This is a genomic window from Amycolatopsis sp. w19 (genome assembly GCF_051373225.1).
Classification (GTDB): domain Bacteria; phylum Actinomycetota; class Actinomycetes; order Mycobacteriales; family Pseudonocardiaceae; genus Amycolatopsis; species Amycolatopsis japonica.
The window spans coordinates 10,616-22,745 of sequence record NZ_JBPQFM010000005.1; the positions used below are offsets into that span (position 1 = coordinate 10,616).

Sequence of the window (12,130 nt, forward strand, 5' to 3'; positions counted from 1 at the left end):
GGGCAGGATGAAAGCCCGGATTCACGCGGCAGTGGTGGCGTTGCTGCTGGTGGCGTCCGGCTGCTCCGCCGGCTCCAGTGCCACGGTGGCCAAGGATCCTGGCACCCTCGCCATCGGCTACACCGCCGAACCCGCGAACTTCGACTTCACCCGCACGGACGGTGCCGCCATCCCGCAGGCGTTGCTCTACAACGTCTACGAGGGGCTGGTGAAGCTCGACGCGAACGCGAAGATCGTGCCGCTGCTGGCAGAATCGTGGACGGTTTCGGAAGACCGCAAGACCTACGACTTCAAGCTCCGGAAGAACGCGAAGTTCAGCAACGGAGCGCCGTTCACCGCCGAGGACGTCAAGTTCTCGCTGATGCGTGTGAAGACCGACTGGACCGTGTCGATCAAGTCCACAATGGACGTCGTCGACCGGGTCGACGTGGTGGCGCCGGATCACGCGCGGGTCGTGCTCACGAAACCCAGCAACGGCTGGCTGTTCAGCCTCACCAGCCGCCTCGGTGCGATGTTCAGCCCGACCGGGGTCGCGGATCTGGCGAACAAACCGGTCGGCACCGGGCCGTACACGGTGTCCTCGCGACGTCGTGGCGACTCCATCGTCCTCAAGCAGAATCCCGCGTACTGGGGCACGAAACCGGCCTACTCCACCGTGGTCCTCAAGTACATCAAGGATCCGACGGCGCTCAACAACGCCTTGCTCAGCAACGGGATCGACGTCATCTCCGCGATCACCGTGCCGGATTCGATCCCGCAGTTCCAGAGCGACGACCGGTTCACCGTCGTCGAAGGAACGACCAACAGCGAGGTCACGCTCGCGTTCAACAACGCGCGCCCGCCGCTGAACGACGTCCGGGTGCGAAAAGCGCTGTCGTACGCGATCGACCGGAAAGCGTTGCTGGACACGGCTTGGGCCGGTCGCGGCACGCTCATCGGCAGTATGGTCCCGCCGACGGACCCCTGGTACGAAGACCTGTCGAACGCGTATCCGTTCGATCCCGCGAAGGCGAAAGCGCTGCTCGCCGAAGCAGGCCAGCCGAGTCCTTCACTGCGGCTGCGGATCCCGAATCTGCCGTACGCGGTTTCGGCCGCGCAGGTGGTGTCCTCGCAACTGGCGGACGTCGGGGTCACGGTGACGATCGAGCCGCTGGACTTCCCGGCGGTGTGGCTCAAGCAGGTCTTCACCGACCACGACTACGACCTGTCGATCATCCAGCACGTCGAGGCCCGCGACATCGTCACTTTCGGCAGGCCGAAGTACTACTGGGGTTACGACGGCAAACCCGTCCAGCAGAACCTGGCGAAGGCCGACGCCGGAACGCCTCAGGAGCAGATCGACGCGATGAGGCAGGTCGCGCGGAGGCTGTCCGAAGACGCCGCCGCAGACTGGCTCTTCCTGTTCCCCAACGTGATCGTGGCGAAGAACAAGGTGACCGGGTTCGTCCGCAACCAGGTCAGCGAGTCCTTCGATCTCACGGGATTGGCGCCGCGATGACGGTCAAAATCGTGCGCCGGGTGGCGATCCTGGTGGCCAGTGTGCTGGTCGCGTCCATCGTGGTGTTCCTGTTCATGGCCGTGCTGCCGGGCGATCCGGCGCAGGTCGCGCTCGGCGTCAACGCGACCCCGGAACTGGTCGCGAAGACCCGCGCCGAATTCGGCATCGACAGGCCGCTCGTGACGCAGTACTTCGACTGGATCGGCGGTGTCCTGCAAGGCGACTTCGGCCGCTCGTACGTGACCCGCGAAGAGATCGGGCCCGCACTGACCGACCGGCTCGGCGTGACGTTGTGGCTGGTCGGGGCCGGGATGCTGGTGGCGTTGCTGATCGCCGTCCCGGCCGGGACGTTCGCCGCGGTACGGCACCGGAAGGCGGACGGCACGGCGGTTTCCGGGCTGTCGCAGATCGGCGTCGCGATCCCCGCGTTCCTCGCCGGCATCATCCTGGTGCAGATCTTCGCGGTGCAGTTGCGCTGGCTGCCCTCCGGCGGCTGGACACCACCGGTGCAGGACCCCGGCGAATTCCTCCGCGGTCTCGTCCTGCCCGCGTTGTCCTTGGGGCTGGTGCAAGGCGCGGTGCTCACCCGCTACGTCCGGTCGGCCGTGCTCGACACGCTCGGCCAGGACTACCTGCGCACGGCGCGCTCCAAGGGGCTGCGGCCGTTCCAAGCCTTGTTCCGCCACGGTCTGCGCAACGCCGCCGTGCCGGTGGTGACGGTGCTCGGACTGCAACTCTCGACGCTGCTGATCGGCGCCGTCGTCGTCGAGCGCGTGTTCGTCCTGCCGGGGCTGGGCAGCATGCTGCTCGACTCGGTGGCGTCGCGGGATCTGTTGTCCGTGCAGGGGATCGTGCTGGTCCTGGTGGTCGGCGTGCTGCTGGTGAACTTCGTGGTCGACGTCCTGTACACGGTGCTCGACCCGAGATTGCGGGGTTCCTGATGCGTAACCGCAGTCTCCTCGTCGGCGGTGTCCTGGTCGCGCTGATCGTGCTCGCCGCGCTGCTTTCGTTCGTGTGGACGCCGTTCGACCCGGTGAAGGTCGACGGGGCCAACCGCCTGCACGATTTCAGCGGCTCGAATCCGCTCGGCACCGACAGCTTCGGCCGCGACGTGCTCAGCCAGATCATGGTCGGCGCGCGGACAACGCTGTACGTCGGCGTGGTCGCGGTCGGGATCGCCGCGGTGATCGGGACGCCGCTCGGGATCCTCGCCGGGATGTCGTCGCGGTGGCTCGGCGAATTCGTCATGCGGGTCAACGATCTGGTGCTCGCGTTCCCCGCGTTGCTGCTGGCGATCATGTTCGGCGCGGTGTTCGGGGCGGACACTTTGACCGCCATGGTGGCGATCGGTATCGCGACCATCCCGTCGTTCGCGCGGATCGCGCGTTCGGGCACGTTGCAGGTGATGAGCAGCGAGTTCGTGCTGGCCGCACGGTCGGCGGGCCGGTCGCGGCTGAACATCGCGGCGCGGCATGTGCTGCCGAACATCTCCGGGCTGCTGATCGTGCAGGCGTCGGTGTCGTTCGCGATCGCCGTGCTCGCGGAAGCGGCGTTGTCGTTCCTCGGCTTCGGCACGCGGCCGCCGACCCCGTCGTGGGGCCGCATGCTGCAGGAATCGCAGGTGTTCCTGACCCTGCATCCGCGGCTCGCGCTCGTGCCCGGTGTCGCGATCGCCATCGCCGTCCTCGGATTCAACCTGCTCGGTGACGGCCTGCGCGATCGTCTCGACCCCCGATTGGCGGCGCGGCTATGACCCTCGAAGTCCATGGTCTCGGCATCTCCGGTCTGGTCCGCGACGTCTCGTTCGGCATCGCTCGCGGTGAGCGCGTCGGGCTGATCGGCGAGTCCGGTTCCGGGAAGTCGTTGACGGCGTTGTCGATCATGGGGCTGCTGCCCGAAGAGCTCGCCGCCTCCGGATCGGTGAAACTCGACGGCCGCGAACTGCTCGGCGCGCCGGAGAAGGAACTGTCGCGGTTGCGCGGCAACGAACTCTCGATGGTGTTCCAGGAGCCGATGACCGCCTTGAACCCGGCGATGCGGGTCGGCGCGCAGGTGACCGAGCCGATGCGGATCCATCGCAAGGGCGGGAAGGATCCCGAGGCTTTGCTGGCGTCCGTCGGACTGCCCGGGGTCGCTCGTGCGTATCCGCACCAGCTGTCCGGTGGGCAGCGGCAACGCGTCGTCCTCGCGATCGCGCTGGCCAACGACCCGAAGCTGCTCATCTGCGACGAGCCGACGACCGCGCTGGACGTCACCGTGCAGGCGCAGATCCTGGAACTGATCCTCGACGGCGTGCGGGAGCGGGAGAGCGCGCTGCTGTTCATCACGCACGACCTCGCCGTCGTGGCGTCGGTGTGCGAGCGGGTGCTGGTGATGCTGGACGGCGAGATCGTCGAAGCCGGTACCACCCGCGACGTCCTCACCGCGCCACAGCACGAGTACACGAAGAAGCTGTTGGCCGCTTCGGATCTGGAGGCGAGCCGATGATGATCTCGGTGCGGGACCTTGAACGTCGGTACACCAGACGTGATGTCCACGCCTTGCGCGGTGTCTCTTTCGACGTCGAGGCCGGTCAGCGGTTCGGCATCGTCGGCGAATCCGGCTCGGGGAAGTCCACTTTGGTCAGATTGCTGGCCGCGCTCGACAAGCCGACGGCGGGCAGCGTCTCGTTCCAGGGCAAGCGCGTGGACACCCTGCCGGAACGCAAACTCGGCTTCCTGCGGTCGGAACTGCAGATCGTCTTCCAGGATCCGATGGGTTCGCTCGATCCGCGGATGCGGGTGCGCGACATCATCTCCGAACCATTGGGCCGGAGGGATCCCGCGCGGGTCTCGGAGCTGCTGAAGGCCGTCGGGCTGCCTTCGGATGCTGCGGGACGCTATCCGCACCAGTTCTCCGGCGGGCAACGGCAGCGCATCTCGATCGCGCGGGCGCTCGCGCCGAATCCGAGCATCCTCATCGCGGACGAGCCGGTGAGCGCGCTCGACGTCTCGGTGCGGAAGCAGATCCTCGACCTGCTCGCGTCGCTGGTCGAGCTGTATTCGCTGACGCTGATCTTCGTCTCGCACGATCTCGGCGTGGTGCGGCACGTCTGCGACCGGGTCGCGGTGATGCGGCGCGGGGAGATCGTCGAGATCGGCGACGTCGACCAGGTCTACGACGCGCCGGAACACGAGTACACCAGGGAACTGCTGGCGGCCGCGCCGAATCTGCGGGCCGAACTGGCGCGGTTGAGGGGAGGGGACGATGGCTGAATACCCGGAGGGACTGCCGATCGGTGACGGTTGGGTGTCCACTGTGGACAATTTTCCGGTGAACTTCCCGTTCGACGGGAGTGAGATCGGCCGGGCGCCGGCCGGGACGCCGGAGCTGGCCACGCGGGCGATCGACGAGGCGGTCGCGGTGTTCAAGCAGGTCGCGGCCCTGCCGTCGCGGACCCGGCGTTCACTTCTCAACGACGTCGCTGCCGCTTTGGCGGCCCGGCGCTCCGACTTCGAGCAGCTTCTGGTGCTGGAGACCGGAAAACCGCTGGTCGATTGCCGCGTCGAGGTCGCCCGCACGATCGTCACCTGGCAGGCCGCCGCGGAGGAGGTCTCGCGGCTGCACGGCGAGACCGTTCCGCTCGATCTGCTGCCGTCCGGGGACGGGCTGGTCGGGTTCTGGAAACGCAAGCCGATCGGCGTGGTGGTCGGCATCGCCGGGTTCAACTATCCGCTGCTCCTGGCGTCGCACAAGATCGCGCCAGCCATCGCCGCGGGCTGCCCGGTGGTGGTGAAACCCGCGCCGCAGACGCCGCTGGCGACGTTGTGGCTCGTGCATCTGGTGCGCTCGCTGACCGACCTGCCCGCGATGGTCCAGCTGGTCACCGGTGACGCGGCCGTCGGCTCGGCGCTGGTCACGGATCGGCGGGTCGGCGCGGTGTCGTTCACCGGATCCGCGCTGGTCGGGCACCGGATCGCGCGCGACGCCGCGCCCACGAAGACGTTGCTGGAACTGGGTTCCAACGCGGCACTGGTCGTCGCGGAGGACGCGGACCTCGACGCGGCCGCGGACGCCGTGCTGCGCGGCGGGTTCTACGCGTCCGGGCAGGCCTGCATCTCGGTGCAGCGGGTGCTGGTCGTGGACGCCGTCGCCGAGGAATTCACCGAACGGGTGCTGGCGCGGCTCGGCGAGGTCGTCACCGGTGATCCCCGCGACGAGAAGACGAGGGTTTCGGCGCTGATCGACCCCGGCTCGACGCGGCGCGTTCAGGAGTGGGTCGACAAAGCGACTTCGGCCGGTGCGCGGCTGGTCGGAGGCGGTGTCGACGGCACGGTGATCCGGCCGACCGTGCTGCTCGACGTGCCCGGCGGCCTCGAATGCTGGGACGAGGAGATCTTCGGCCCCGTGGTCTGCATCCGCACTGTGTCCTCTGTGGACGATGCGTTCGATGCGGTCAACGCGTCGCGCTACGGGCTGCACGCCTCGGTGTTCAGCACGTCGTTGAAGACGGCGTTCCGCGCGCTCGACGAGCTCGAAGTCGGCGGCGTGGTGGTCAACGAGGTGCCCGGTTTCCGGTCCGACACCATGCCGTACGGCGGCGTGAAGGACTCCGGGATCGGGCGGGAAGGGCCGCGGTTCGCGGTCGAAGAACTGACCGTGACGAGAATGGCGGTGCTGCGCCCGTGACGTACGAAAACCTGTTCCGGCTCGACGGGAAGCGGGCCGTCGTCCTCGGCGGTGGCAGCGGGATCGGCCGCGAATCCGCGAAAGCACTGGCAGCGCACGGCGCCGAGGTGATCGTCGCGGACCGCGATGTCGCCGCGGCCAAGGAAACCGGCGTGGGCGAGGCGTACGAGGTCGACCTGCTCTCGGAGGGCGCGGCGGCGCGGGCGGCGGAAGAGCTCGGCGAGATCGACGTCGTCGTGCTGACCGCCGCGACCAACGTGCGCAAACGGCTGCTGGAGTACACGCGCGAGGAATTCGACCGGGTGATCGCGCTGAACCTCGGCGCGACCTTCGAGGTCGTCCGCGCGTTCGGCGCCGGGATGGTCGAGCGCGGGCGGGGGAGCATCGTCGGGTTCTCGTCGATCCGCGGCACCACCGTCGAGCCCGGCCAAGGCCCGTACGCGGCGACGAAAGCCGGGCTGGTGCAGCTGTTCCGCACGGCCGCGGCGGAGTTCGGTCCGGCGGGGGTGCGGGTGAACGCGATCGCGCCCGGTGTCGTCGAAACCCCGCTGACCGCGCAGATCAAGGCGAATCCGGCCTGGTACGACGCGTACGCGACCAAGGGCGCGCTCGGCCGATGGGCGCGCCCGGACGAACTCGCGGGCGCCGTCGTGTACCTGGCGTCGGACGCGTCGTCGTTCGTCACCGGCTCCGTGCTGGCGGTGGACGGCGGCTGGACCGCGGTCGACGGCCGCTTCGAACCGCCCGCGACGTAAGGAGCCCTGCCGTGCCGGAGTTGCCCGATCTGACCGCCGTCGAACTGGTCGCCCAGTACCGCGCTGGGACGCTGTCGCCGGTCGAGGTCACCGAAGCGGTCCTCGCCCGCGTCGAGGCGCGCGAGCCTGAACTGCACGCGCTCTACGCGTACGACCCGAGCGGAGCACGCGAAGACGCGAAGGCGTCCGAAAGCCGTTGGCACGCGGGCGAACCACTCGGCCCGATCGACGGCGTTCCGTTGACGCTCAAGGAGAACATCGCGACGCGCGGCACGCCGGTCCCGCTCGGCACGGCCGCCACGTCGCTGACGCCCGCGCCCGAAGACGCCCCGGCGAGCGCTCGCGTGCGCGAGTCCGGTGGCGTTCTGCTGGGCAAGACGACCATGCCGGACTACGGGATGCTGACGTCCGGTCTGTCGAGTTTTCACACCGCGTCGCGGAATCCGTGGGACACCACGCGCACGCCCGGCGGCTCCAGCGCCGGTGCGGGTTCGGCGGCCGCCGCGGGCTACGGCCCCCTGCACGTCGGCACCGACATCGGCGGCTCGATCCGGCTGCCCGCCGGCTGGTGCGGTCTGGTCGGGCTGAAGCCGAGCTTCGGGCGGGTGCCGGTGGATCCGCCGTTCCTCGGCCGCGTCGCCGGGCCGATGACGCGGACCGTGGCGGACACCGCGCTGCTGATGAGCGTTCTGTCCGGTGTGGACGGTCGCGATCACCTCTCGCTGCCGCCGTCGTCGCTCGACTGGGCTTCGCTTTCGGCCGAGGTCAAGGGCCTGCGGATCGGGCTGCACCTCGATCCCGGCGTCGGGCTTCCGGTGCTGCCGGAGACCATCGCCGCCGTCACCGAGGCCGCACGTGTCTTCGAGGCGGCCGGTGCCGTCGTCGAGCCGGTTTCGCCGTTCCTGCGCCGGGAAATGCTCGACGGGCTCGACACCTTCTGGCGCGTCCGGGCCTGGTCGGACATGTCGGCCCTGCCCGAAGACCGCCGCGTGAAGGTGCTGCCGTACATCGCCGACTGGGCCGCCGGCGGCGCCGACGTCAGCGGTGTCGACGCCTACCGCAGCTTCGCGCAGATCGACGCCATCGCCGTCGCGACCCTGCGCGCGACCGAGCGTTTCGACGTCGTCCTGTCCCCGACCTGCCCGGTCTCGGCCCCGCCCGCCGACTGGCCCTCGCCGACCAACGACCCGCGCCGCCCGTTCGAGCACATCGCGTTCACTGTGCCGTACAACATGTCCGGCCAGCCCGCGGTCTCGATCAACTGCGGCTACACGAGCGACGACCAGCCCATCGGCCTGCAAATCAGCGGCCGCCGCTTCGCGGACCTCGACGTCCTTCGCGCCGCTGCCGCCTACGAAACCCTTCGCCCCACTCCGCGCCCCTGGCCCTGACCATCACCTTCAGAGCTTCGAGGAGCCGCTGATCAGCGCCAATTCCTCTGCGATCTCCTGGAGTTCCGGCCGGAGATTCTTGAGTTCCGTCCGGAGCTGATCGTGGTGTTCCCAAGCCCGTTCGTGTGTCCTTCGGCCCACGTCGCCGGGACGGAGGTCGAAGTGCTCGTCCAACGCCGGATGCCAACGGGACAGTAGTGGTCGCAGGATCTCCTCCAGGAGCCGGTTGGTGACGGTTCGCAGTCCCGGCCTCGCCAGGGTGGAGTCCCGCAAGGCCTGTGACGGCATGGCATCGCGGATCTTCCGGGTCCTTTTGAAGAGTTCGTGCAATGAAGTCAAGGCATCCCGCAGCAAGCCATGGTCGTCCGCGAGCGGCTGGAAAGGGACACGGGTGGTCAGTTCGTTCAGCACCCGATGAGCGGCATCTCGTTCGGCCCCGTTCAAGTCGTCTCGCAGCGGACGCGCGAAGATCACGTGTCGCTCGGCCGGCGCCTGCTTCCTGATGACGCGGAGTGTTTGGGTTCGTATTCGCTCTGCTTCCGTCGGATCGCTGTCGACGGTGCGAACGGTGAGGACGAATGCCTGGGGCAGTTCGAAGCTTTCACCGTGAGGGGAGCCGCGAAGCAGGCCCTTGGCGACAAGGCCCATCACGGCTCCCTGGGCCTTCCTGAACTCGTCTTCACGCGTTGTTCCGAGATCCGCCGCGAGAACATCGGCGACCAGAAGCGGGGATACGAAGGTCGGCGCGGCCGCGGCGAAGACCCGAAGTGCCGCCCACTCGGCGCTGGTCAGCTGTTCGAGTTCGGGACGCAGGCGTTTGATCGTCGGCTGGATGAGTTGTGACGTGCCGCGGTACAGCGAGTTCACTGCCCCTCGCGTGCTGTCGAACCCGGCCGTCATGCTGGCAGCGAGCCAGAGCAGGAGGTCGGTCGCACCACTCGCCACCTCGCGGAGTGATGAGGGCACCTGAATGTCGTGTTCGCCCAGATCCAGAAGCTCCAGCTCGGTGCCCAATGTGGCGAGCCGGGGATCGCGGGTGATGAGCAGACAGGGAACCTCAGGGTCACTGGGGAGCAGCGCACGGATTCGGTCCGGCTCACCGGACACATCGTCGACCACCCACAGACCGGTACCGTCGGCCGGGCGCACCTCGTTCCTGCCGTCCGACCAGGCGATCCCGCGGGGAAACGCCGAACCGAAATGCCGTACGTAGGCGGCGGCAAGCGCGGTCTTCCCGATTCCCGCGACACCGTGCACGACGGTGACGGGGGCTCGGACCGGGCCGGTGAGCCTGCCGGTCGTCGGATGAAGCGCGGAGTGCAGGCGCAGGAGATCGTGCCATCGGCCGGTGAAGCGCTCCGGTGGGTAGTGCGGCGACGAGGTCAGCCATGGTGGTCGCGCTCGGGCGTATCGGCCGAGCGGCACCGTAACGGCCGCGGCTCTTGCCATAACCGTTTCGACGAGATGATTCAGCGCGGCTCGGGTCACCGGCCTGCCTGCCGCCAAAGTGTCACGCAGGTGGACCGGTTCGATATGCGTGAAGGTGTCTTCGGGGTTGACCACCAGGATTCTCGAGGAAGGTTCTCCTTCCACCTGTGCGGCGAGGTAGGCCGTCGCGAGCTCTTCCTGACAGGCCATACGCGTCGGGTAGCTGGCGCTGTAGTAGACGAGAACGACGCGTGTGCCGAGCAGTGCCTTCAGCACATCGGGTGATATCGGCGTGAACGGCCAAAGCGTCGTGTCCCGGAACACCTGAAGCCCCGCCGACGTCAGCGCCTCGGCGATTCGACTGACAACACCGTCGTCGTCGCGGTCGTAGCTGATGAAGACGTCCCAATCGGGCTCCGGCATTCTTCCCCCTCTGGCAGACGACCGCCTCGGTCACCGTAGCGCCATAGAATGCCACCATGAGCAGGCACGAGGAGACGGACCGCGCACTCGCGTGGGAGCTGCACGTCGAGCTGGCCAGCCGGATCACGGCCGTCGAGCTGAGGCCGGACGAGGGCTTGCTTTCCGAGGCGTTGGACAGCCTCTACAGCGTGTTTTCGACCGCGCGCCGGGCGCTGGCCGGACATCGGCCCGCGCCGGACGCGACCGAGGATTCCGTCCACCACCTGGTGATCAACCTGTTGAACAAGGGGATCCGGCCGTTCCTCGCCTACTGGCATCGGATGTACGTCGATCACCAGGACCGGCGGCCGGCCGGAGTCACCGTGTTCGAACACGAGCAGGCGTGGGAACACAAAGACCGCCTTCGTGCTGAACTCGCCGATCTTCAGGTTCTTCTGCGCGATGTGGCTCGCCGGCTCGCCGAGCTCGCAGAGGCGACGTCCCTGCTCGCCACTGCCGGAGGTGCTCGGTGATGGGACGGTTCCGCCGGGCGGCCAGGCCGCGGGAACTGAACGTAAAGCTGAAGCTGCCGTTCGTCGGCGAATTCGGCGGGACGTGGGCCCCGCAACGGGCGGAGGCCGAAGCCGCTTGGGAACTCTATGTCGAATTGGCGACGAGGATCACCTACGTCGAATTGCGGCCCGGCGAGGGTTTGGTTCGCGAAGCCCTGACCAGCGTTTACAGCCTGTTCGGTACGACGAGGGACATTCTGCGCCGCTACGGTCCGGCTGTATCGCCTGCTGACCGGGCGGGAGAATTGACGTTCGGGACTCTCGCGCTCACGGTGCTCAACCTTTCGCTACGGCCGATGCTCGCTCGGTGGCACCCCCGCCTCCTGGCGTGGGAGGACCGACGTCCGGACGATGTGTCGAAAATGGACCACGAGAATGCCTGGGACCAGGTCGGTGAGCTTCGGGCGAGGCTCGAAGAAGCCCGGCTTGGACTGGTGCAGCTCGCGGACGTGCTCGCCAAGGTCGCCGGTGCCGCCCCGCTGGTCGTGGACCCCCGGCTCCTGAGTAACCCCGAAAAAGAGCGGGGGGGGGGGCTAGAAGATTTTCGGTTCTGCCTGGCTACCCCTTCGCGCGGGCGTCGAGAATGCCCAGCCAGGTGGCGAAGTGTGGACACTCGTCCTTCAAACCTTCGACGCCCAGGCTCTCGATCGCCAAGGGGCCTTCGAGCGTCTTCTGGTGGTCCGGGTAGTACCGGGCGAGGCGCTTCGAAGGCGCGTTCTTCGGGTCGTCGTTGACGAGTTCAGGGCCACCGGCCTCGGCGCAATCCTGCTTGATCCGCTCGCCAAGGGCTGGGTCGTCGACGAGGAGCGCGAGCTGTCGACCGGCGGCGAACACCCAGGACTCCGGTTCGTGAAGAACGAGATGGGGAACGAACCGGTGATCGCCGACGGTCGTCTGAAGTTCGTGCTCGACGTGTTCCACTTTGCCGGCGGCGGTACCCGCCGGACGCGTTGCCATCCCTGGTGCGTCGGAGGGGAATCCGTAGTAGTCGAACAAGGTCGTCAGTACGGTGAGACGTCGGCTGGAGAGCAGCTCTTTGATTTCGCGATGCAGCTTCACCCATGTCGAGACACCGCCGCGATGGGGCGCGGACGATGTCTGCGTACGGATCGTCGACTAGGTGACGAACCAGCCTTGCCGCTGGAAGTGTCCGGACAGCAGATCCCGGACCACGGCCGCCTCTGTCTGGCCTTCCACCAGCAGATGTAGACGCTTTTGCTCAGGCATCGAGAACGCTGCCCATCGATCCTGGCTGCCCACCGATGATGTTCTTCTCCCAGAGTTCGCCGAGCGAATATTCGTCGAGCCAGTTCTTCAGCGCGGAATTGTTCGGCCGGGTGAAGACCGAATCGCCGCCTCGTTGTTCGACGACGATCAGGTCTTCGGCGGAGAACTGGTTCATCAGCGTTACCGACT

Annotated in this window: 12 protein-coding genes; 9 read left to right on the forward strand and 3 right to left on the reverse strand. The window is 67.8% G+C overall.

Annotated elements, in window-relative coordinates; genetic code table 11:
- Nucleotides 1-7: 7 nt before the first annotated feature.
- From ACSMFO_RS12820 to ACSMFO_RS12855, 8 genes are read left to right on the forward strand one after another with little or no spacing between them, the layout of a single operon-like run.
- Entirely contained in the window at nucleotides 8-1,498 is a 1,491-nt protein-coding gene (locus ACSMFO_RS12820) for an ABC transporter substrate-binding protein (protein WP_436458796.1), read from the forward strand.
- Complete coding sequence (locus tag ACSMFO_RS12825) at nucleotides 1,495-2,439, forward strand: ABC transporter permease (protein ID WP_038507117.1); 945 nt, start codon at nucleotides 1,495-1,497, stop codon at nucleotides 2,437-2,439. Before ACSMFO_RS12820 ends, ACSMFO_RS12825 begins: the two co-directional genes overlap by 4 nt.
- A complete protein-coding gene (locus ACSMFO_RS12830; RefSeq protein ID WP_436458797.1) occupies nucleotides 2,439-3,251 on the forward strand; it encodes an ABC transporter permease in 813 nt (270 codons plus the stop codon). Before ACSMFO_RS12825 ends, ACSMFO_RS12830 begins: the two co-directional genes overlap by 1 nt.
- Complete coding sequence (locus tag ACSMFO_RS12835; protein ID WP_378411228.1) at nucleotides 3,248-3,985, forward strand: ABC transporter ATP-binding protein; 738 nt, start codon at nucleotides 3,248-3,250, stop codon at nucleotides 3,983-3,985. Before ACSMFO_RS12830 ends, ACSMFO_RS12835 begins: the two co-directional genes overlap by 4 nt.
- Complete coding sequence (locus ACSMFO_RS12840; RefSeq protein WP_436458798.1) at nucleotides 3,982-4,752, forward strand: ABC transporter ATP-binding protein; 771 nt, start codon at nucleotides 3,982-3,984, stop codon at nucleotides 4,750-4,752. The genes ACSMFO_RS12835 and ACSMFO_RS12840 overlap by 4 nt, the downstream gene beginning before the upstream one ends.
- Nucleotides 4,745-6,166 (forward strand): aldehyde dehydrogenase family protein, encoded by a 1,422-nt coding sequence (locus ACSMFO_RS12845; protein WP_436458799.1) that lies wholly within the window; start codon nucleotides 4,745-4,747, stop codon nucleotides 6,164-6,166. The genes ACSMFO_RS12840 and ACSMFO_RS12845 overlap by 8 nt, the downstream gene beginning before the upstream one ends.
- Nucleotides 6,163-6,921 carry an SDR family NAD(P)-dependent oxidoreductase gene (locus tag ACSMFO_RS12850; protein WP_038507128.1) on the forward strand — a complete coding sequence of 253 codons (759 nt, stop codon included), beginning with the start codon at nucleotides 6,163-6,165 and terminating at the stop codon, nucleotides 6,919-6,921. The genes ACSMFO_RS12845 and ACSMFO_RS12850 overlap by 4 nt, the downstream gene beginning before the upstream one ends.
- A gap of 11 nt (nucleotides 6,922-6,932) precedes the next feature.
- The gene (locus tag ACSMFO_RS12855; protein WP_436458800.1) at nucleotides 6,933-8,312 is read left to right on the forward strand and encodes an amidase; all 1,380 of its coding nucleotides are present in this window, start codon (nucleotides 6,933-6,935) and stop codon (nucleotides 8,310-8,312) included.
- Between the two features lie 9 nt (nucleotides 8,313-8,321).
- Here the strand turns inward: ACSMFO_RS12855 and ACSMFO_RS12860 are convergent, their stop codons facing one another.
- On the reverse strand, nucleotides 8,322-10,163 hold the full coding sequence (locus ACSMFO_RS12860; RefSeq protein WP_436458801.1) for a TIR domain-containing protein: 1,842 nt from the start codon (nucleotides 10,161-10,163) through the stop codon (nucleotides 8,322-8,324).
- A 56-nt stretch (nucleotides 10,164-10,219) separates the two neighbouring features.
- Here ACSMFO_RS12860 and ACSMFO_RS12865 point away from each other — a divergent pair, with 56 nt between their 5' ends.
- Complete coding sequence (locus tag ACSMFO_RS12865) at nucleotides 10,220-10,675, forward strand: hypothetical protein (RefSeq protein ID WP_436458802.1); 456 nt, start codon at nucleotides 10,220-10,222, stop codon at nucleotides 10,673-10,675.
- A gap of 597 nt (nucleotides 10,676-11,272) precedes the next feature.
- On the opposite strand, the gene ACSMFO_RS12870 is transcribed toward ACSMFO_RS12865, so the two are convergent.
- Nucleotides 11,273-11,824, reverse strand: a complete 552-nt coding sequence (locus ACSMFO_RS12870) for a DUF4276 family protein (protein WP_436459014.1) — start codon at nucleotides 11,822-11,824, stop codon at nucleotides 11,273-11,275.
- Nucleotides 11,825-11,933: 109 nt separating this feature from the next.
- On the reverse strand, nucleotides 11,934-12,116 hold the full coding sequence (locus ACSMFO_RS12875; protein WP_436458803.1) for a hypothetical protein: 183 nt from the start codon (nucleotides 12,114-12,116) through the stop codon (nucleotides 11,934-11,936).
- Between the last annotated feature and the right edge of the window lie 14 nt (nucleotides 12,117-12,130).